Source organism: Micromonospora radicis (assembly GCF_003583405.1).
GTDB classification, from domain to species: Bacteria; Actinomycetota; Actinomycetes; order Mycobacteriales; family Micromonosporaceae; genus Micromonospora; species Micromonospora radicis.
In genome coordinates this window covers 117,657-137,523 of the sequence record NZ_QXEC01000008.1, presented here as the reverse complement: position 1 = coordinate 137,523, position 19,867 = coordinate 117,657, and the positions used below count along the sequence as shown (strand labels likewise).

Here is a 19,867-nt window from a genome sequence, read left to right as displayed (position 1 = left end):
TGACTGATCGGGGGATCGGAGCCGGTGGACGGTGACCTGGCCACCCGCGACGACCCCGCAGTCCGGCCCGGCCCGGGACGACGCCTGGCCCGGATCGTCACCGAACTGACCGCCCCCGCCGTGCTGGTGTCGCTGCTCAGCGTCATGATCGGCTGGCACAGTGCCCGAGGCCGGTACAGCGGTCTCGCGTGGGGTCTGCTCGCCGCCGTCTTCGTCAGCCTCATCCCGTTGGCGTACATCGTCGGCGGCGTACGGCGCGGTCGGCTCACCGATCACCACGTGCGGTTACGCGAACAGCGGCGGATACCGCTGCTGTTCGGGCTCGGCTCGGTCGCCGCCGGGCTGGCCCTGCTCGCGGTGCTCGGTGCCCCCCGACCGGTACTGGCGTTGGTCGCCGCCGGGCTGGTGGGCCTGGTGGTGGCGGTGACGGTCAGCCACTGGTGGAAGATGTCCATCCACTCGGCGGTCGCGGTCGGTGCGTTGGTGGTGCTGGTGGTCACCTTCGGCGGCCACCTGCTGGTCGCCACTCCGCTGCTCGCCCTGGTCGGCTGGGCGCGGGTCCGGCTCGGCGACCACACCCCGATCCAGGTGCTGGCCGGCGGCGCGCTCGGTGGCCTGGTCGCCGCCGTGGTCTTCCCCCTGCTGCGCTGAACCCCCTGACGTCGGCGGACGCTGCCCACCGGTCGGCCGACGGTCAGCCGTCGTCGGCGAGCCGGTGGCGGTTCGCCTCGATCCAGGCGTCGAGGGCGGCCGGATCGTCCGGGTCGACGCCGTCGGCCATCAACTGCGCGACGGCGGCGGTCGCCGGGCTGCGCCGCTCGCCGGTGGCGTACAGCCGGACGAACTCCGGCACCATCTCCTCGATGGCGGTGTCCGTCCCGGCCGCCGCCGCGCTGGGCAGTCCCCGTCGACGCGCCGCGTACCCGGCCCAGGCGCGGAGCACCCGGGGCAGCATCGCCGCGTCGTCCATGTCCAGTACCGCCCGACGGTGCACCCAGTCGAGCAGGAACAACCCGGCCACCGTGGGACTCCAGCGCAGCGGATCGGCGTCCGAGAAGGTCGCCGCGTGGTCGAGCAGCAGACCCAGGCAGAAGTGCAGGGAGGCCAGGTCGGCACTGTCGACGGCGTCCAGCCCGGCCCGCGCCGCCTCCGGGGAGGCCAGGAAGCGCCGGATCTCCGCAACTCGTTCGGGCTGCGGCAGCGGGTCGTCGGCCGGCACCGGCGGTGGCACGGTCGACGCCGGCAGGATCGACAGCCGGGCGCCGACCAACGCCCGGTCCGTGGCCAGCGAGTTCGCCCCGGGCAACTGCCCCAACTGGTCGGTGACCGCCAGGTGCCGGGTCACCTCGGCGCGCATCCGGGTCGGATCCTCCTCCCGGAACCAGGTCAACTCGTCCTCGGCGCACAACTGCCGGACCTGCTCCAGAATCCGGCTCGCCGGTCCGCCGACGAAGACGTCCTTGGTGATGCCGATGTTGTGGTCGACCAGCGCGACCAGCGCGTGCTCCGGCCCGCCGGTGACGTCGTCGTAGGCGAAGGTCGCCAGGTAGGAGGTCTGGTCGCCGTAGACGTCGCCGTACGCCCAGCTGCCGGTGAGGTGCACCCGGCCGAGTTGACCGGACCAGGCCGGTGCGGAGGCACCGGGGCGGACCCGGTCGGCGCCGGCAGCGTCCGGCACCAGGGCGGCGAAGACCGCCCGGACGGTGGTCGCGGCGGCGGCCCGCCGCCGGGTGGTGGCGGCGAGGAAGCCGGTGACGAAGTCGCGTACCGCCGTTTCACGGTCGGTTTCGGCGACCTCGTACACGCTGCCCAGCAGCGCCGCGCCGAGCATCTCCGCGTCGAGGGCCGAGTCGAGTTTGGTCACGTCGCGGGCCGCGTGCAGCACCGCTTCGTACGGGGTCTGTGGCGTGGTGGCCATGACCAGACCCTACGCCGCTCGCCGCCCGGTCACCCGTAGAGCGAACGACCGCCGCGCGGCACGTTCACGTTCAGCGGTGCCGAGCCACCTCGAGAACGGTACGCGCGTCGGCGTGCGCGGCGACCACCGCGCGCACCGGTGCGAGGACGTACTCGTCGCCGACCTGGCTGATCGCGTCGGTGAGCCGGGCCTCGGCCCGGCGTCGGGCCCGCCCGGCAGCCCACCGCGCCACCGGCCGGCTCAGGGCGGCTGTCAGCAGCCCGGCCAGCAGTCCACCGAGCAGCAACAGGGTCGGCACCGGCACCTCGCCGACCATCGGGTGCCGCAGTTCCGGCAGCCCGAGGACTCGTAGCGCGTAGCCGAGGACCAGCCAGCCCAGCCCGGCCAGCGCGGCGAAGGTGACCAGCCACTGCACCCCGCCGACCAGCCGCCACCAGGTGCGGGGCCGGTCCATGCCCAGGTCGGCTCCGGCGATCACGCCGTCGAGCGCGTCCGGGAGGTCGCCGAGACGGGACCGGGCCGCCGCGGTGACCGCGTTCGGCCAGGCGCTGGGCAGTCCGGCCCCGGCCCGCTCGGCCACCGTACGGACCGCGAGCCCCAGCGCGGTGCGGTCGGCGGGGCTGGGCTCGGGCACCGAGGTCGCGGCGACCAGACTCGTCGCCGGGTCACCCGGCGGGCCGCCGAGGTGCAGCCGGCGCAGCGGATCGGGACGCAGTCGTCGCCAGAGCCGGACCAGCGGCCAGCCGGTGGTCGACGCGGCCCGGTGCCGGTACGCCTGCTCGACGGCGGCCACGACCGTCGGCACACCCGCGGCGGCGCCCAGCGCCCGGTCCAGTCCGGCGACCGCCGGATCGCCCGCGGTGAGTGCCGGGCGGGGTGCGCCGACCATCTCGTCCAGCGCGCTGACCACCGCGTCCACGTCGCCGGAGAGCCGCCGCAGGGCGGCCTGCCGCTCGGCCACGGTGCCTTCGAGCGCCTGCCGCAGTTGCTGCGTCCCGGCCGGATCGGCGATGGTGGTGGCGAGCAGGGGCACCCCGGTCAGACCGTCCGTGTCGAGCAGCCGCCGCAGGTCCGCCAGGACCCGGGGCACCTCGGGCGGGGGCAGCCGGTCGACCTGGTTGAGCACGACCATCGTGACGTCCCGGTGCTGGTGGAACTCGCGCAGGTAGCCGGCGTGCACCACCCGGTCGGCGTACTTCTGCGGGTCGACCACCCAGACCACGAGGTCCACCAGGCCGAGCAGCCGGTCCACCTCAAGCCGGTGCGAATGCTGCACCGAGTCGAAGTCCGGCAGGTCGAGCAGGATCAGCCCGTGCATCGTGGACTCGTCGTCGCCGTCCAGTACGCTCTCCCGGACGAACCGGTGGCGGGGCAGCACGCCGAGCCAGTCGAGCAACCGGTTGCCGCCGTCGAGCGGCCCCCACACGCAGGCGTGCGCCACGCCGGTAGTGGGTCGGCGCACCCCGACGGGGGACAGGTTCATCCGGGCCATCGCGTTGAACAGGCTCGACTTGCCGCTGCCGGTGGCGCCGGCGAGGGCCACGACGGTGTGGTCGCGGGACAGCGACAGCCGGGTTCCGGCCCGCTCCACGAGCGTCCGCGCCGGGACCAGGGGGGTGTCCGGTAGGTGGCCGTCGACGATGCCGAGGAACCGCTGGATCGCCTCCAGCCGGGCGGCCAGCTGGTCGGCGTCCACCCGCCCGTCGGCCCGCAGCGCCTCCCGTAGGCGTCCGCCCATTCCGCTCACGGCCGCCCCCGGCTGATCCAGCTGCTCACGCCTGCCGCCCCTCGTCGGCCGCCACCCTGGTTGCCGGAGCCACCTCGGCGAACCTGCTCTGCAACCGGCCCGCCTCGACCTGTTCGGCGGCCCGGCGCAGCGCCACCACGGTCCGCGCCGTCGGCCGCGCCTGCTCGGTGCGGGTGAGGTATCGGGCGGCCTCGTCGTCCAGCAGCGCCCGGACCCGCTCCAGCAGGTCCGCCCGAGCCTTGCCGGCCAGCGTACGCACGGCCTGGTCACCGAAGACCGCCTGGAGTACGGCCTGGCCGGCGACGGTGGTGCCGGCCCCGGTGGCGACCTCCAGGCCGGTCGGGATGAAGGCGGTCGAGGCGAAGACCGCGATCATGACGGCCAGCCCGGTGGCGTTCACCGCGTACGCCGCCGTGCGGGCCACGAAGCGCCGGTCACCGCCTTCGGTGCGGACCAGCTCCAGCACCCCGCGCTGCCAGTCCCGAACCAGTCGCTCGGCGCGTTCGGGCAGTTCGGGGCTGTGCTGGGCGAGGTCCGGTGCGAGCAGTGCGACCCCGGCCGGATGCGCCTTCCAGCCGGTGTACGCGTGCTCGGCCGCCTCGGCCGCCACCCCGCGCAGCAGGGTCACCAACTGGGACTCGATCGCATCGCTGAGTTCGACGGCGGGGGCTGGGCGCCGGCTGAACGCGGCCACGACGCGGTCGCGCAGCCGGCCGACCCGTGCCTCCAGGTTGCGCAGGAACTCGCCGGTGCCGACGAACTCCTGCCAGCGGGCCAGCACCTCGCCACGGAGCAGCCGACCGTCGCGCAGCCCCTGCTCGACGGTCCGGTCGGCGGCCCGGTACGCGGCGCGTACCCGCTCGTCCAGCGCGTCGGCGGCGGCCACCTGCTCCTCGGCGGCTTCGGTCAGGCTCCGTACGGCTGGTTGCAGTGCGGCCAGGGCGCCGCCCAGGGTCTGCCGGACCACTGCCGCGCGGGCCTCCGCGTCGGCGGCGAGCCGGGCGAACCAGTCCGCCAGCGGTGCGGTGACCCGGTCGGGCAGCAGGCCCTGCCCGTCCACCCAGGTCTCCGGCAGGACGAACAGTGGAGCCGCGCCGAGATCCTGCTCGACGAGCATCTCGACGAGGTGTGCGCTGACCTCGTCGGTGGCCTCCGCCGGCACCCGGTCGAGCACCAGGGCGATCACCGCGCCCCGGGCTCGCGCGCCGCGCAGCAGTTCCCAGGGGACGGCGTCGGCGTACCGGGCGGCGGTGGTGACGAACAGCCAGAGATCGGCGGCGGCGAGCAGTTGTCCGGCCAGCGCCCGGTTCGCGTCCACCACGGAGTCGATGTCGGGAGCGTCCAGGAACGCCAGGCCGGGAGCGAGGGCGGGAGCGGTGACCAGGTGCAGGGTGCCCGGGGCGTCGCTGGGTTGGTTGGTCCGGGTCAGCCCGGGCAACAGCTCACCCCGGCGGAACCAGGGTGAGTCGGCCGGGTTGCAGACCAGGACCGGCGAGCGGGTGGTGGGCCGGAGCACCCCGGCGGCGCTGACCCGGGCCTGCACCAGGCTGTTCACCAGGGTCGACTTGCCGGCGCCGGTGGACCCGCCGACCACCACCAGCAGCGGTGCGTCGAGGCGGGAGAGTCGGGGCAGCAGGTAGTCGTCGAGCTGGTCGGTGAGGGCGGCGCCGATCCGCCGGGCCGGTTCGGCCGAGGGCAGCACGAGTGGGAACCGAGCCGCCCCGATCGCGGCACGCAGGCCGGTCAGGGCGTCGGTCAGGCGGTCGTCGCCGGTGACGGACCGGTCCTCTCCGGCGCCGCGACTGCCGGTGCGGGCTGCGACGGCGGGCGCGCCGGAAGGTGAGGCGGAATCGCCGTTCGTCGTCACCGCTAAAGCGTGCCCGACCGACACAAGTAAGACAACCGATCGGTAGCGGTCGGCCACTTGCGCCGACTCGACTCAACCTTGACTTGACGATTCCGGTGGGCGTGGCACTATTGAGTCAAGTTCACTCAACTTGAGGTGGGGTCGCTGCGGGCGGCGCCCGCCGGGCGGCGTGACGCGAGATGCGTCACCTGCTCAACGTTACGAAGCGAGGAAGCGAAGATGGCACGTGCGGTCGGTATCGACCTCGGCACGACGAACTCCTGCGTCAGCGTCCTGGAGGGCGGTGAGCCCACCGTCATCGCCAACGCTGAGGGCTCGCGGACGACCCCGTCGATCGTCGCGTTCGCCCGCAACGGCGAGGTGCTCGTCGGCGAGGTCGCCAAGCGCCAGGCGGTGACGAACCCGGACCGGACGATCCGGTCGGTCAAGCGGGAGATCGGCACCAACTGGTCCGTCGACATCGACGGCAAGAAGTACACCCCGCAGGAGATCTCGGCCCGGACGCTGATGAAGCTCAAGCGGGACGCCGAGGCCTACCTGGGCGAGCAGATCACCGACGCGGTGATCACCGTCCCGGCCTACTTCAACGACGGCCAGCGTCAGGCCACCAAGGAGGCCGGTGAGATCGCCGGCTTCAACGTGCTGCGGATCGTGAACGAGCCGACCGCGGCCGCCCTGGCGTACGGGCTGGACAAGGGCTCCAAGGAGCAGACCGTCCTGGTCTTCGACCTCGGCGGCGGCACCTTCGACGTGTCGCTGCTGGAACTGGCCGAGGGCGTCATCGAGGTCAAGTCGACCAGCGGTGACAACCTGCTCGGCGGCGACGACTGGGACCAGCGGATCATCGACCACCTGGTCAAGACCTTCCGCGGCGAGCACGGCATCGACCTGTCGCAGGACAAGATGGCGATGCAGCGGCTCAAGGAGGCCGCCGAGAAGGCCAAGATCGAGCTGTCCGCCGCCACCACCAGCAACATCAACCTGCCGTACATCACCGCCGGTTCGGCCGGCCCGCTGCACCTGGACGTGACGCTCAGCCGGGCCGAGTTCCAGCGGATGACGCAGGACCTGCTGGACCGCTGCAAGGGCCCGTTCGAGCAGGCCGTCAAGGACGCCGGGATCAAGGTCTCGGACGTCGAGCACGTGATCCTGGTCGGTGGCTCGACCCGGATGCCGGCCGTGACGGACCTGGTCAAGCAGCTCACCGGCCGCGAGCCCAACAAGGGCGTCAACCCGGACGAGGTGGTGGCCGTCGGCGCTGCCCTGCAGGCCGGTGTGCTCAAGGGCGAGGTCAAGGACGTCCTGCTGCTCGACGTGACCCCGCTGAGCCTGGGCATCGAGACCAAGGGCGGCATCTTCACCAAGCTGATCGAGCGCAACACCACCATCCCGACCAAGCGCTCCGAGGTCTTCACCACCGCCGACGACAACCAGCCGTCGGTGCTGATCCAGGTCTTCCAGGGTGAGCGCGAGATCGCCGCGTACAACAAGAAGCTCGGCACCTTCGAGCTGACCGGTCTCCCGCCGGCCCCGCGTGGCGTGCCGCAGATCGAGGTCACCTTCGACATCGACGCCAACGGCATCGTGAACGTCCACGCGAAGGACCTGGGCACCGGCAAGGAGCAGAAGATGACCATCACCGGCGGCTCCTCGCTGCCGAAGGACGACATCGAGCGGATGCGCCGGGACGCCGAGGAGCACGCCGAGGAGGACAAGCGCCGTCGCGACGAGGCCGAGAGCCGCAACGTCGCCGAGGCGCTCCAGTGGCAGACCGAGAAGTTCCTCGCCGAGAACGGCGACAAGCTGCCCGCGGAGAACCGCGAGAAGCTCAACGAGGCCCTCGGTGAGCTGCGTGGTGCCCTCGGTGGCAGCGACATCGATAAGATCAAGTCGGCGCACGAGCGGCTCGCGCAGGTCTCGCAGGAGGCGGGCTCGCTGCTCTACGCGCAGCAGGCCGAGCAGGCCCCGGCGGGCGATGCCACGGGTGCGGCCGGTGCCGGTGCGGCCGGTGGCGCGCAGTCCGGGGGCGCCCGGCCCGGTGCGGACGACGTGGTCGACGCGGAGATCGTGGACGAGGACAAGAAGTGACGGTCCGGACGACTCGGGCTCACGGGCAGAGGGATGAGGTAGTCGTATGACGGAGAAGCCACGAAACGCCGACCCGGGTGACACCGGGTCGGCGCCGGGTGGCTCGGCGTCCGAGCCGGCCACCGGCGACGCGCCGCGGGTCGTCATCCGCAACAACCGCAAGATCAGTCAGACCCGCGAGCCGGACGGCGCGGCTGCCGACGCCGGATCGGACGTTCCGGCGGAGGGCCTGGTCGAGGACGCCGAGGTCGTGGTCGACGCGATCGAGGTCGAGGCGGCCGCGCTGAGCGAGCCGTCCACGGAGGGGCCGCCGGTGGTGGACTCGCCGGCACATCCCGTCGGTGAGTCGAACACCGGGAAGCCGTCGGCGCCGGCCGAGGGCGGGCTCGGCGCCGAGTTGGCGGCGCTCCGGGCCGACCTGGAGGAGCGCACGCGCGACGTCCAGCGGGTGTCGGCCGAGTACGCCAACTACCGCAAGCGGGTCGAGCGTGACCGCGGCCTGGTGACCGAGCAGGCGACCGGCTCGGTGCTCGCGGCGCTGCTGCCGATCCTGGACGACCTGGACCGGGCCCGGGAACACGGTGACCTGGTTGGGCCGTTCGGCTCGGTGGCCGAGCAGTTGACCACCACGCTGGGCAAGTTCGGCCTGACCCCGTTCGGTGAGCAGGGCGATCCGTTCGACCCGACGCGGCACGAGGCGGTGGCCCACCAGACCTCGGCCGACGTCACCGAGCCGACCTGCGTGCAGGTGATGCGTCGGGGCTACCAGATTGGCGACCGTCTGCTGCGGCCCGCGCTGGTCGCGGTGGCCGATCCGGAATAGGGCTCGACGGTGACCGGGCCGTCCTGCTCGCCGCGGCTCGGCGAGCGGGACGGCCCGGACCCGGCGGTGGGGAGGAGGTGGACGGTTGAGTTCCAAGGACTGGATCGAGAAGGACTACTACGCGGTCCTGGGCGTGGCGAAGACGGCCCCCGCTGACGAGATCAAGAAGGCGTACCGGAAGCTGGCCCGGGAGTCGCACCCCGACCACAACCCCGGTGATCCCCGGGCCGAGGAGCGCTTCAAGGCGGTTTCCGAGGCGTACGCGGTGCTCGGTGACGACTCGAAGCGCCGCGAGTACGACGAGATGCGTTCGCTGTTCGGCTCGGGTGCGTTCCGGCGGGGTGCCCGTCAGCCGGGCCAGCCGGGCCAGCCCGGTGGGATGCCGTTCGACGTCTCCGACCTGTTCGGGGGTGCGTCGTCCGGTGGCGGCCGGTTCGCCGGTGGCGGCATCTCCGACCTGTTCAGCTCGATCTTCACCGGCGGCGCCGGAAGCGGCGGTGCGCCGGGTCCGGCGCGCGGTCGGGACGTCGAGACCGAGGTGGCGCTCGACTTCGACGACGCGGTCCGCGGGGTGACCCTCCCGCTGACGCTGCGGGCGCCGGGGGTCTGCGACACCTGCCACGGCAACGGGGCCAAGCCCGGCACCCAGCCGAGGGCCTGCCCGGTCTGCCACGGTGCCGGGGTGACCACCCGCAACCAGGGCGCGTTCAGCTTCTCCGAGCCGTGCCGCAACTGTCAGGGCGTCGGCACGGTGGTCGACGAGAAGTGCCCGGAATGCCAGGGCACCGGCGGTGTCACCAAGACCCGGACGCTCAACGTCCGCTTTCCCGCCGGAGTGGCCGACGGGCAGCGGATCCGGCTGGCCGGGCGGGGCGAGCCCGGGGAGCGGGGCGGCCCGGCGGGTGATCTGTTCGTGCACGTGAAGGTCCGGCCGGACGAGTTGTTCGGGCGTGCCGGCGACGATCTCACCCTGACCGTGCCGATCACGTTCGCGGAAGCGGTACTCGGCACCGACCTGCGGGTGCCGACCCTCGACGGCGCGGTGACCCTCCGGGTGCCGCCGGGTACGCCGAGCGGGCGGATCCTGCGGGCCCGCGGCAAGGGCGTGAGCCGCCGGGACGGCCAGGCCGGTGACCTGCTCGTCACGCTGGACGTGCTGGTGCCGGCCGGGGTGTCCGACGAGGCGCGGGCGGCGCTGGAGGCGTTCGCCGCGCAGACCCCGCCGGCGGCGCGGGAACATCTCGACGCCCGGGTGCGTCGGTTCGGTTGATCGGTGATGCGGTGCGGAGGTGAGCGGCATGGACGGGTTCGGCGGTGCGGATGACCCCGCCTACGAGGCCAAGGTGCTGATGATCTCGGTTGCGGCGCGGATGGCGGGGATGCACCCGCAGACCCTGCGCCAGTACGACCGGCTCGGCCTGGTGCAGGCCGGCCGGGCGGCGGGCGGCGGGCGGCGGTACAGCGTCCGGGACGTGGTGCTGCTGCGCGAGGTGCAGCGGCTCAGCCAGGACGACGGCGTCAACCTCGCCGGGATCAAGCGGATCATCGGCCTGGAACGGTTGCTGGAGCAGGCCCAGCAGCGGGTCGCCCAACTCGAGGCCGAGTTGGAGGCCGCGTACCGCCGGATGGCCGAGTTGGAGTCGCTGGCCCGCTTCCCCGGTCGTGACCTGGTGCCGACCAATCAGACCTCGACCGCCCTGGTGGTCTGGCGTCCCCGGCGCACCCCCGGCCGATGACGGGCCGGGGCCGATCGAGCGTGACTTGCATTTCTGCGGAACCCTGAACGGGCGTGGGTCGTCTTCGGTAGCTTTATGAAACGGGTCTAACCACCTGAATCCGTACTCCGAGCTGGCGGGGGGAGCCATGGCGGAATCGGCGAAGAAGGTGGCCGAGGAGGCGGAGCACCGGCTCGACAACCTGGCGGAGAACGTCCGGCGGCGGTTCGACCGGCTCACCAAGGGACGCTTCTCCGACCAGATCAGGGCCGGCCGGTTCGGCGGCCAGCAGGGCAGCGGCGGCGACCGGAACGCCGGTGACAACCCCGGGGCGCGGGCGGCGCAGGGCAATCGGGGAGGTCACGGGGCCGGCCAGGCCCGCACCGACCAGCATCGCCGCGAGCGGGGCGGATCGCGCTGACGATCCGTCGACGTGCGGGCCGGGAGCCACGGGGGGTCCCGGCCCGTTCGCGTGGGACCTCACCCGGGCGTACTCCTCAGAGGCGGCGGCCCTCCCGGACCAGCCCGCCCTCACACCACTCCCGGTAGACGAACAGCTCCGGTCGGGTCAGCAACACCCGACTGTTGTGCGCCCAGGTGCGCATCATCTCGTCGCCGTTGCGCTCGGCCTGGTCCACCAGCTTGCGGAAGCGCCGCTTCGGGTGGGCCCGGAAGTTCGTCCGGATCCCGTCCGCGGCGTAGATGTAGAGGCAGTGCAGCGCGAACCGGCGGGCCGGGCAGTGCGCGTCCATCGCCAGGTCGAACAGCGTCATCACCAGCCGATCACCGGAGACCAGCAGGTCCCAGTCGGGTGGCATGGACGCCAACGGCACCGAGTCGGGCTGGTACGCCCACGCCCGCAACTCCGCCGGGCTCGGGTCGACGGGGTTGGCGAAGCCGTGGAACGCTGACTCCTGCACGCTCACCGGCCAACCTTCCGCTCTGCCCGCGGGGGCGTCGTCCGCCTCCGCGAACCCTGGCTGCTGGGGCGACACGTTAACGCGGTACCGGTGAGTACGGGTAGCCCCTCCCGGAACCAATTCGGCATCTGTTGGCCACGCCACCTCGTCCGGACGGTCGAACCGCTGCTGGACGAGGTCACGCCCGGTCCGCTGCCGGGGTTGCCGGCGTCCGCTGGGCCAGGGCCCGTCGCCGCAGCGTCCGCTTGGCCCACGGCAGGTCGGGCAGCCGGGCCAGCATCGGCCCGGTCACCACCGTGATCAGCACGTACGTCGCAGCCAGGGCCGCCAACTTCGGCGACACGCTGCCGGCGGCGACCGCGAGCCCGGCGATGACGATGGAGAACTCGCCCCGGGGCACCAGTGCCAGCCCGGCGCGCCAGCGGCCCGGCTCGGCGATGCCGACCCGACGCGCGGCCAGATAGCCGGTGAGGGTCTTGGTGGCCATGGTGACCAGCGCGAGCAGCAGCGCGGGCAGCAGCACCGGTGGGATGTGCCGCGGGTCGGTGGCCAGCCCGAAGAAGACGAAGAAGACAGCGGCGAACAGATCACGCAGTGGGGTGAGCAGTTCGGTGGCGTGGTGGGCGACCGGGCCCGAGAGTGCGATGCCGACCAGGAACGCGCCCACCGCCGCCGACACCTGTAGCTTCGCCGCGACGCCGGCCACCAGCAGGGTCAGGCCGAGCACCCCGAGCAGCAGCGCCTCGGGGTTGTCGGCGGACATGGCCCGGGACACGAGGTTGCCGTAGCGCAGTGCGACCACCAGCACCGTGACCACCGTGAGTACCGCGATCCCCAGGGCCACCCCGCCCTTGGCCAGGCCGACCCCGGCGAGCAGCGCGGTGACCAGCGGCAGGTAGAACGCCATGGCCAGGTCCTCGACCACCAGCACGGAGAGGACCACCGGCGTCTCCCGGTTGCCGAGCCGGCCCAGGTCGGCGAGTACCTTCGCGATCACACCGGAGGACGAGACCCAGGTGATCCCGGCGAGCACCACAGCGGCCACCCAACCCCAGCCGAGCAGCAACGCGAAGGCCGCGCCCGGCAGTGCGTTGAGCACGGCGTCGAACAGGCCGGCCGGCGCGGCTGACCGCAGGTTGCCGACCAGTTCGTCGGCGGAGTACTCCAGGCCGAGCATCAACAGGAGCAGGATCACGCCGATCTCGGCGCCGACGGCGAAGAACTCCTCGCTGGCGTGCAGCTCCAGGACGCCGCCGTGGCCGAAGGCGAGTCCCGCGAGCAGGTACAGCGGGATCGGCGAGAGCCCTACCCGGCGACCGAGCCGGCCGAGCAGCCCGAGCAGGAAGAGCAGGGCACCGACCTGGATCAGCAGGTTCGTGAAGTCGTGCACCGTTGGTCAGCCGGCCGGATCGTTGTCGGCCAGGATCGCGCTCACCTCGTCCAGGCCCTGTCGGTTGCCGACGACGACCACCACGTCGCCCGCCGCGAACGCGAAGGTCGGTGCCGGCGAGACGATCACCTCACCGCCGCGCAGGATCGCCACGATCGAGGCGCCCGTCCGGCTGCGTACCTTCGCGTCGCCGAGGGGTCGGTTCACGTACGCCGAGGAGGCCGGGATGGCGATCTGCTCGGTGAGCAGCCCGGCGGCCTGCTCGCGGATGCCGGAGAGCTGTCCGAGCAGCAGCGACGCGCCGAGGATGTCGGCCAGCGCCGCGGCCTCGTCGTCGGTCAGCGGGATGTCCGCCGAGCAGCCGTCCGGATCGTCCGGGTCGTAGAGGACCAGGTCGCGGCGGCCGCTGCGGTGGGAGACCACCCCCAGCCGGCGGCCCGACTCCGTCATCATGTCGTGGCGTACACCGATGCCCGGTAGGGAGACTTGTTCGACACGTGCTCGCACGGGCTCAGGCTACTCTCGCGACGGAGGCCGTATGACTACCCGCCAAGCCCGCTGTCTGGCCGTGTTCGCGCTGGTCACACTGCTCACGTGCTGCTCGGTGGGTGACATCCGGCGGGCCCCGCCGTCGCCCGGCCCGCCGTCGCACACGGGCCCGCCGCCGTCGCCGCCGGCCGCCGACCTCGTCGGGGAGATCCGCACCACCCGGCTGGCCGTTCCGTCGCGGTACGACCTGCCGTACGTCGAGTTCGTCGACGCCGAGAACGGATACGTCCTCTTCGCGGCCTGCGACGGCCAGCCACCCGGTCCGGACTGCCCGGCCCTGCTCTGGTCGACCCGCGACGGCGGCCGGTCGTGGCAGCGGGTGGCGCATCCGCAGCCGGTCGCCGACGAGCAGCAGCTGTTCGCCGTACCGGGGATGCTGGCACTGTCGACCGCGCCGCACGGCTGGTGGACCTCCACCGACCACGGCGAGTCCTTCCAGCACAGCCCCGGCGCCACCGCGCCGGCCCGGTGGCAGGCCGCCGAGGCGCCCTTCCAGCTCATCGAGCGAACCGGGAAGGTGGGGCGTTGGTCCGGCCGGTCGTTGCGACCGGTGCCCACCCAACCGCCGCTCTCCGTGATCCACAGTGTTGCCGTCGGCCAGCGGCTCGATCAGGTCGGGGACCGGGTCGAGTTCCACGGGCCGCTGATGGCGGCCGGGTTCTCCGCGAACGGTAGGCCGTCCGTCGCGATCTCCTCGGACGAGGGGCAGCGCTGGCGGTCGATGGAGGTGCCGGCCGCCGCCGGCGAGGTCGGCGTGCTGCGTGGTCTGGTGGGCTCCGGCGAGCTGTGGCTGATCGGTGAGCGGCCCGACCGGACGAGCTTCCCTGAGCTGTGGCGATACCACGACTTGTCGGGGTGGTCCCGGGTGTCGGCGGTGGGACATCCGGAAACGGCACGGGTGGTACCGATGGGCGGCAACACGGTGGCGGTGATCGGTCCGCGGGGCGGCGGCGCGGTGATCGGTGGCACGTACCTGGACCTGTCCTGGCCGGTCACCGCCGAGCACTCGCTGCGTCTCCTGCCGGACGGCACGTTGTTCGCGGCGCTGCCCGGTGCGGTCCTGCTCGGCTTCGGGCACTACGCGCAGCGCTCCTGGGTCGCCGTCAACGTGACGGGAGCCTGAGGCCGATGTGACTCACGTCACGGGCCCAGGGTTGAGCGGAATAGGCTCAACTCTGGTTCTGTCGGTACCAGTGGACACACCGATCCAGGGGAGCCCATGAACACCGAACGCCTCACCACGAAGAGCCGCGAAGCCATCACCGGTGCCGTCGCACTGGCCAACCAGCGCGGCCACGCCACCGTGGAGCCATGGCACCTGCTGCTGTCGCTGCTGGACACCGAGGGTTCGACCGCCGCCGGCCTGCTGCGTGCCGTCGGGGCCGACCCCGCCGAGCTGCGCCGGGTCACCCAGCGCGCGGTCGACGCGCTGCCCGCCGCCCGGGGCTCCAGCATCGCCGAACCGACCCTGGCCCGCGAGTTCGTCAACGCCATCGGTGCGGCCGAGCAGATCGCCCGCCCGCTGGGGGACGAGTACACCTCCACCGAACACCTGCTGGCCGGGCTGGCCCGGGTCGGCGGTGCCGTCTCCGGTGCGCTCAAGGCCGCCGGTGCCACCGAGGAGACCCTGGTCGCCGCCTTCCCCACCGTGCGCGGCGGGGACCGCCGGGTGACCACCGCCGACCCGGAGCAGACCTACCAGGCGCTGGCCAAGTACGGCGTCGACCTGACTGCGAGCGCGCGCGACGGCAAGATCGACCCGGTGATCGGCCGGGACTCCGAGATCCGTCGGGTGATCCAGGTGCTGTCCCGGCGTACCAAGAACAACCCGGTGCTGATCGGTGAGCCCGGCGTCGGCAAGACCGCGATCGTCGAGGGACTGGCCCAGCGGATCGTCGCCGGTGACGTACCCGAGTCGCTGCGCGACAAGAAGCTGGTCTCGCTCGACCTCGGCGCGATGGTCGCCGGTGCGTCGTACCGGGGACAGTTCGAGGAGCGGCTCAAGTCCGTCCTGGAGGAGATCAAGAACTCCGACGGGCAGGTCATCACGTTCCTCGATGAGTTGCACACCGTGGTCGGCGCGGGCAAGGGCGAGGGCTCGATGGACGCCGGCAACATGCTCAAGCCGATGCTGGCCCGTGGTGAGCTGCGGATGGTCGGTGCCACCACGCTCGACGAGTACCGGGAGCACATCGAGAAGGACCCGGCGTTGGAGCGGCGCTTCCAGCCGGTGCTGGTCGGCGAGCCCACCGTCGAGGACACCATCGGCATCCTGCGTGGCCTCAAGGAGCGTTACGAGGTGCACCACGGCGTACGCATCACCGACGCCGCCCTGGTCGCCGCCGCGTCACTCTCCGACCGGTACATCACCGACCGGTTCCTGCCGGACAAGGCGATCGACCTGGTCGACGAGTCCGCGTCCCGACTCCGAATGGAGATCGACTCCCGGCCGGTCGAGGTCGACGAGATCGAGCGGGCGGTGCGCCGGCTGGAGATCGAGGAGATGGCGCTGGCCAAGGAGCCGGACGCCGCCTCCGCCGAACGCCTGGAACGGCTGCGCAAGGAGTTGGCCGACAAGCGGGAGCAGCTCACCGCGCTCTCCGAGCGCTGGCAGCTGGAGAAGAGCCACATCACCAAGCTCTCCACCGCCAAGGAGGAGTTGGAACGGCTGGGCGGCGAGGCCGAGCGGGCCGAACGCGACGGTGAGCTGGAACGCGCGGCCGAGCTGCGCTACGGGCGCATCCCGGCGCTGAAGGCCGAGCTGGCCAAGGCCGAGGAGGAGCTGGCCCGGCTCCAGGCCGCGGGCGCGATGCTCAAGGAGGAGGTCGGCGCGGACGACATCGCCGCCGTGGTCGCGTCCTGGACCGGCATCCCCGCCGGCCGGCTGCTCGAAGGCGAGACGGCCAAGCTGCTGCGGATGGAGGAGTCGCTGCGCGAGCGCGTCGTCGGCCAGGCCGAGGCGGTCGGTGCGGTCTCCGACGCGGTACGCCGGGCCCGCGCCGGGGTCGCCGACCCGGACCGCCCGACCGGCAGCTTCCTCTTCCTCGGCCCGACCGGCGTGGGCAAGACCGAGCTGGCCAAGGCGCTCGCCGAGTTCCTCTTCGACGACGAGCGGGCGATGGTCCGCATCGACATGAGCGAGTACGGCGAGAAGCACTCGGTGGCCCGCCTGGTCGGCGCCCCGCCCGGCTATATCGGGTACGAGGAGGGCGGCCAGCTCACCGAGGCGGTGCGCCGCCGGCCGTACTCGGTGATCCTGCTCGACGAGGTGGAGAAGGCCCACCCGGACGTCTTCGACATCCTGCTCCAGGTGCTCGACGACGGCCGGCTCACCGACGGCCAGGGCCGTACCGTCGACTTCCGAAACGCGATCCTGATCCTCACCTCGAACCTCGGTTCGGCGGTGATCGGCGACCTGACGCTCGCCGAGGAGCAGCGCCGCGAGGGGGTCCTCGCCGTGGTCCGGTCGCACTTCAAGCCGGAGTTCCTCAACCGGCTCGACGACATCGTGGTCTTCGCCGCCCTCCAGGGCGACGACCTGCGGGCCATCGTGGACATCCAGCTCGCGCGGCTGCGGCGTCGGCTCGCCGACCGCCGGTTGGTGCTGGACCCCACCGACGCCGCGCGCACCTGGCTCGCCGAGCACGGGTACGACCCGATCTACGGCGCCCGGCCACTGCGCCGCCTGGTCCAGTCCGCGATCGGCGACCAGCTCGCCAAGGCCCTGCTCGCCGGCCAGATCCGGGACGGCGACACGGTGCGGGTCGACCTCTCCGACAGCAAGGACGGCCTGTCGGTGACCGCCGCCTGACGACGCCACGGTCCCCGCACCGCCTGGCCGAAGTGGCGGGACACCCGCCAGCTTCGGGCGGGCGGTGCGGATGCCCCGTACCGCGCGCGCGTTCCGGCGGCGCGGGTCAGGATGGCAGCATGTTCGGGATGAGGAAGAAGCAGGACTCCGAGCTGACGGCGGCCGTCGCCGAACTCGCCGCCGCGCACCGGGTCTCGTTCGGTGGCGTGGGAATGGCGGGCACGCTGTTGCCGGAGACCGAGGCGTACCACCGGATCGAGGCGGTCGCGGCCGACCACCCGGACCAGGTACGCGAACAGCTCGACCGGCTGCTCGCCACCGCCACCGCGGCGGGCCGGGTGTATGCCGCAACGCTGCTGGCGCAGCTCGATCCGGCGGCCGGACGCGCCGCCTGGACCGTGCTGCGTGGCGTACCGGACGAACTACCCACCGCCACCGGCTGTGTCCTGGACACCACCACCGTCGGTGAGTACGCCGCGGAGCGGCTCGCTGGCTCTTGAGCTGCCGGCCGGCCCGGTCGGCGCCGCCCGGCAGGTCGTGGGTACCGTCTCGGCCGGACCAACTCGCCGGAGGTGACCAGGTGAACGGGGCATGGGTGTGCCCGCTGGCGGTGCTCGGGGGTCTGGTCGGGCTGGTGGTGCTGGTCACGTTCGCGCGGCGCCACCGGGCGCGACGGAAGGCGGCCGCGCCGCGCGGGCCACGGCGGATCGCACCACGGGTCGACCCCCGTCGCATCGAGGTCGGCGACATCGTCGAGATCGGCGACGTGGCGTACCCGGTGCGCGGCTCGGTCCGCCTGGTCGAGGGTGAGTGGAGGTGGGCCGAGCACCTGCTCGACGATCCGGACGGTCGGCGCCGGCTCTCCGTGGCGGAGAACCCGGAGTTCGAGTTGGTGCTCTGGCGGCCCGAGCCGGGTCGGGCCGGCACCCCGGGTGCCCCCGTGGTCGAGTTCGCCGGGCGTTCGTACGACTGGCGCGAGTCCGGCCAGGCGCGCTACACCGCCACCGGCGCGACCGGTCTTCCGCCCAGCGGGACCATGCGCTACCACGACTACCGGGCGACGGGCGGGGTCCGCCTCACCTTCGAGGCGTACGGCGAGACCGGCTGGGAGATGGCCCAGGGCGAGCGGCTGGAGCCGGCCGAGGTGGTCGTCCATCCTCAGGGCCGATGAGCTGCGACCAGACGGCCGGTCGCCGACCGTCCGTCCACGGCTCCGGCACCGGGTGACGCGCCGCCCGCCCAGCGTCGTGCCGTGCCGGAATGGCCGCGTGCCGCTACGGTGAAGCGCGTTCCAGGGAAGGAGAAAGATGGTCGATCCGCAGAGCACCCCGGCCCGCACCCGGCCGAGCGTGGTGACGATATCCACCTACCTGTTGTGGCTGTACGCCGTCTGTCAGTTGATCAGTGCGATCATCACGTTCGCCACCATCGGCACCGTACGTGACGCGATGGAGGAGGCCGTACAGGGCAGCAACAGCGACATGGAGGGCATCGCCGACGTGGCGGTCGCCGTCGGTGTCGGCACCGCCCTCTTCCTGCTGGTTGCGGCGCTGGCACTGGCCGGCCTGGGCCTGGTGAACCTACGGGGCAAGAACGGTTCGAGGATCGCCACCTGGATCGTCGGCGGCATCCTGTTCTGCTGCAGCGGGTTCAGCGTGCTCGGCAGCCTGGCCGGCGGCATGACGACGCCGGACACCAGCGGTGACCTGCCCAGTTCCGAGGAGATCCAGCGCCGGGTCGAGGAGGCCCTGCCCTCCTGGGCCACCCCGGTCAGCACGCTGCTCGGCGTGGTCAGCCTGATCTCGCTGCTGGTGGCGCTGATCCTGCTGGCGCTGCCGAAGGCCAACGAGTTCTTCCGTAAGCCGACCGCGCAGTGGGAGCCGCCGATTCCCGGCGCGGCCTACCCGGGCCAGCCCGGTCAGCCAGGCTACCCGGGTCAGCCGGGCTATCCCGGTCAGCCTGGTTACCCAGGTCAGCCGGGCTACCCCGGTCAGTCGGGTCAGCCCGGTTACCCGCCCGCGCCGGGCTATCCGGGCGCGCCGCAACAGCCGACCGAGCCCGGCTACCCGGCCGCTCCCGGCCACCCCGGCGAGCCCGGTGGGCAGCACCCGTCGGCCGGCGGTACGGGGCAGCCGCCGTCCGACCAGCCGCCGACCGACCGCCCCGGCTGAGCACCGGCGGTCGAGAGGCCGGTCCGTCCGGGCCTGAACAGCCCACGCCCGGTTCTCGACACGCCCGAACCACTGCGACAGCGACGGTCCCTCCGAGTAGGTTGCATCCCGAACGCCTACCGGAGGGACTCGTCGTGTCGTACCCCGAACAGGCGCCACCCCGCCGGCCGGTCGTGGTCCGGCTCGCCGTGGCGGTGCTGGCGGTGATGGCGTTCGGCGCGCTCGGGTACGCCCTGACCGGCCTGACCACGGTCAGCGGCACGGTTTCCCGGTTCCGCGCGGCGGCGGTCGGCACCTCGGCCGACGCTGGTCAGGTCGACGCGGTGGTCACCCTGCTGTGGGCTTCGACCGTGGTCTCCGCGGTGGTGAGCGTGCTCGCCGCTCTTCTCCTCGTCGGCCTCGCCCTCGGCCTGTCCGCCGGTCGTTCGGGTGCCCGGGTGGCGACCTGGGTGGTTGCCGGCCTCGGCGGCCTACTCGGTTGCTGCGCGGTCGTGACCCTGGCCGTGCAGCGCGGCGCGCCGCTCGACTTCGGCGACGACCGGGCCGCGGCCGAACTGGTCGACCTGATCGCGGACGCCCATCCGTCATGGTGGATTCCGCTGAGCGCAACGCTTTCGGTCGGCCAGGTGCTCGGTTACCTTGTGGTAGCCGTGCTGCTGGCCGTACCGTCCGCCAACGCCTGGTTCCGCCGCCGCCCGGCCTCCCCACCGGACCAGCCCCGCTCGCCGTACCCGCCGTACCAGGCCCAGCCGCAGAACCAACCCCCGCCCTGGGGTGGGCAGCCAGTCCACCCGCCGGGCCAGCCGTATCCGCCCTACCAGCCCGGGGTGCCTCCGTCGCCCCCTTCCCCGCCGAGGTGAGCCAACCG

At 72.7% G+C, this 19,867-nt stretch carries 18 protein-coding genes; 12 read left to right on the top strand and 6 right to left on the bottom strand.

Annotated features, from left to right (window positions below; translation table 11 throughout):
* The first annotated feature begins 24 nt into the window (after positions 1 to 24).
* The gene (locus D2L64_RS11000; RefSeq protein ID WP_119575039.1) at positions 25 to 651 is read left to right on the top strand and encodes a phosphatase PAP2 family protein; all 627 of its coding nucleotides are present in this window, start codon (positions 25 to 27) and stop codon (positions 649 to 651) included.
* A gap of 43 nt (positions 652 to 694) precedes the next feature.
* Here D2L64_RS11000 and D2L64_RS10995 read toward each other — a convergent pair whose 3' ends face one another.
* The 3 genes from D2L64_RS10995 to D2L64_RS10985 all read right to left on the bottom strand — a co-directional run bounded on the left by D2L64_RS10995 (position 695) and on the right by D2L64_RS10985 (position 5,532).
* On the bottom strand, positions 695 to 1,918 hold the full coding sequence (locus tag D2L64_RS10995) for a hypothetical protein (protein ID WP_119575037.1): 1,224 nt from the start codon (positions 1,916 to 1,918) through the stop codon (positions 695 to 697).
* A 70-nt stretch (positions 1,919 to 1,988) separates the two neighbouring features.
* A complete protein-coding gene (locus D2L64_RS10990) occupies positions 1,989 to 3,656 on the bottom strand; it encodes a GTPase (RefSeq protein ID WP_119575035.1) in 1,668 nt (555 codons plus the stop codon).
* Between the two features lie 34 nt (positions 3,657 to 3,690).
* Positions 3,691 to 5,532 carry a GTPase domain-containing protein gene (locus D2L64_RS10985; protein WP_119575033.1) on the bottom strand — a complete coding sequence of 614 codons (1,842 nt, stop codon included), beginning with the start codon at positions 5,530 to 5,532 and terminating at the stop codon, positions 3,691 to 3,693.
* 219 nt (positions 5,533 to 5,751) lie between these two features.
* Here D2L64_RS10985 and dnaK point away from each other — a divergent pair, with 219 nt between their 5' ends.
* From dnaK to D2L64_RS10960, 5 genes are all read left to right on the top strand, one after another.
* Positions 5,752 to 7,620 carry a molecular chaperone DnaK gene (gene dnaK, locus D2L64_RS10980; protein ID WP_119575031.1) on the top strand — a complete coding sequence of 623 codons (1,869 nt, stop codon included), beginning with the start codon at positions 5,752 to 5,754 and terminating at the stop codon, positions 7,618 to 7,620.
* Positions 7,621 to 7,666: 46 nt separating this feature from the next.
* Positions 7,667 to 8,443: a nucleotide exchange factor GrpE gene (grpE, locus tag D2L64_RS10975; RefSeq protein ID WP_119575029.1), complete on the top strand. Its 777-nt coding sequence runs from the start codon at positions 7,667 to 7,669 to the stop codon at positions 8,441 to 8,443.
* 85 nt (positions 8,444 to 8,528) lie between these two features.
* On the top strand, positions 8,529 to 9,713 hold the full coding sequence (gene dnaJ / locus D2L64_RS10970) for a molecular chaperone DnaJ (RefSeq protein WP_119575027.1): 1,185 nt from the start codon (positions 8,529 to 8,531) through the stop codon (positions 9,711 to 9,713).
* 28 nt (positions 9,714 to 9,741) lie between these two features.
* Positions 9,742 to 10,179, top strand: a complete 438-nt coding sequence (locus D2L64_RS10965; protein ID WP_119575025.1) for a heat shock protein transcriptional repressor HspR — start codon at positions 9,742 to 9,744, stop codon at positions 10,177 to 10,179.
* Between the two features lie 127 nt (positions 10,180 to 10,306).
* Complete coding sequence (locus tag D2L64_RS10960; protein WP_119575023.1) at positions 10,307 to 10,579, top strand: hypothetical protein; 273 nt, start codon at positions 10,307 to 10,309, stop codon at positions 10,577 to 10,579.
* A 76-nt stretch (positions 10,580 to 10,655) separates the two neighbouring features.
* Here D2L64_RS10960 and D2L64_RS10955 read toward each other — a convergent pair whose 3' ends face one another.
* The 3 genes from D2L64_RS10955 to D2L64_RS10945 all read right to left on the bottom strand — a co-directional run bounded on the left by D2L64_RS10955 (position 10,656) and on the right by D2L64_RS10945 (position 12,975).
* Positions 10,656 to 11,084 (bottom strand): hypothetical protein, encoded by a 429-nt coding sequence (locus D2L64_RS10955; RefSeq protein WP_119575021.1) that lies wholly within the window; start codon positions 11,082 to 11,084, stop codon positions 10,656 to 10,658.
* 172 nt (positions 11,085 to 11,256) lie between these two features.
* Positions 11,257 to 12,468, bottom strand: a complete 1,212-nt coding sequence (locus D2L64_RS10950; RefSeq protein WP_119575019.1) for a cation:proton antiporter — start codon at positions 12,466 to 12,468, stop codon at positions 11,257 to 11,259.
* Between the two features lie 6 nt (positions 12,469 to 12,474).
* The gene (locus tag D2L64_RS10945; protein WP_119575017.1) at positions 12,475 to 12,975 is read right to left on the bottom strand and encodes a cation:proton antiporter regulatory subunit; all 501 of its coding nucleotides are present in this window, start codon (positions 12,973 to 12,975) and stop codon (positions 12,475 to 12,477) included.
* Between the two features lie 31 nt (positions 12,976 to 13,006).
* On the opposite strand from D2L64_RS10945, the gene D2L64_RS10940 reads away from it, so the two are divergent.
* From D2L64_RS10940 to D2L64_RS10915, 6 genes are all read left to right on the top strand, one after another.
* On the top strand, positions 13,007 to 14,140 hold the full coding sequence (locus D2L64_RS10940) for a beta propeller repeat protein (protein ID WP_147376226.1): 1,134 nt from the start codon (positions 13,007 to 13,009) through the stop codon (positions 14,138 to 14,140).
* Between the two features lie 96 nt (positions 14,141 to 14,236).
* A complete protein-coding gene (clpB, locus tag D2L64_RS10935) occupies positions 14,237 to 16,828 on the top strand; it encodes an ATP-dependent chaperone ClpB (RefSeq protein ID WP_119575014.1) in 2,592 nt (863 codons plus the stop codon).
* 128 nt (positions 16,829 to 16,956) lie between these two features.
* Positions 16,957 to 17,328, top strand: coding sequence for a hypothetical protein (locus D2L64_RS10930; protein WP_233558906.1), 372 nt, complete (start codon positions 16,957 to 16,959; stop codon positions 17,326 to 17,328).
* Between the two features lie 80 nt (positions 17,329 to 17,408).
* Positions 17,409 to 17,999, top strand: a complete 591-nt coding sequence (locus D2L64_RS10925) for a DUF4178 domain-containing protein (RefSeq protein WP_119575012.1) — start codon at positions 17,409 to 17,411, stop codon at positions 17,997 to 17,999.
* Between the two features lie 136 nt (positions 18,000 to 18,135).
* A complete protein-coding gene (locus D2L64_RS10920; protein WP_233558905.1) occupies positions 18,136 to 18,999 on the top strand; it encodes a hypothetical protein in 864 nt (287 codons plus the stop codon).
* Between the two features lie 134 nt (positions 19,000 to 19,133).
* A complete protein-coding gene (locus D2L64_RS10915) occupies positions 19,134 to 19,859 on the top strand; it encodes a hypothetical protein (RefSeq protein ID WP_119575011.1) in 726 nt (241 codons plus the stop codon).
* Positions 19,860 to 19,867 lie beyond the last annotated feature (8 nt).

Coding starts and splice junctions, on each gene's coding strand:
- D2L64_RS10920 (WP_233558905.1), top strand. CDS start 18,136: ATGGTCGATCCGCAGAGCACCCCGGCCCGCACCCGGCCGAGCGTGGTG.
- clpB (WP_119575014.1), top strand. CDS start 14,237: ATGAACACCGAACGCCTCACCACGAAGAGCCGCGAAGCCATCACCGGT.
- dnaK (WP_119575031.1), top strand. CDS start 5,752: ATGGCACGTGCGGTCGGTATCGACCTCGGCACGACGAACTCCTGCGTC.
- grpE (WP_119575029.1), top strand. CDS start 7,667: ATGACGGAGAAGCCACGAAACGCCGACCCGGGTGACACCGGGTCGGCG.
- D2L64_RS10940 (WP_147376226.1), top strand. CDS start 13,007: ATGACTACCCGCCAAGCCCGCTGTCTGGCCGTGTTCGCGCTGGTCACA.
- D2L64_RS10995 (WP_119575037.1), bottom strand. CDS start 1,918: ATGGCCACCACGCCACAGACCCCGTACGAAGCGGTGCTGCACGCGGCC.
- D2L64_RS10990 (WP_119575035.1), bottom strand. CDS start 3,656: ATGGGCGGACGCCTACGGGAGGCGCTGCGGGCCGACGGGCGGGTGGAC.
- D2L64_RS10965 (WP_119575025.1), top strand. CDS start 9,742: ATGGACGGGTTCGGCGGTGCGGATGACCCCGCCTACGAGGCCAAGGTG.
- D2L64_RS10930 (WP_233558906.1), top strand. CDS start 16,957: ATGAGGAAGAAGCAGGACTCCGAGCTGACGGCGGCCGTCGCCGAACTC.
- D2L64_RS10960 (WP_119575023.1), top strand. CDS start 10,307: ATGGCGGAATCGGCGAAGAAGGTGGCCGAGGAGGCGGAGCACCGGCTC.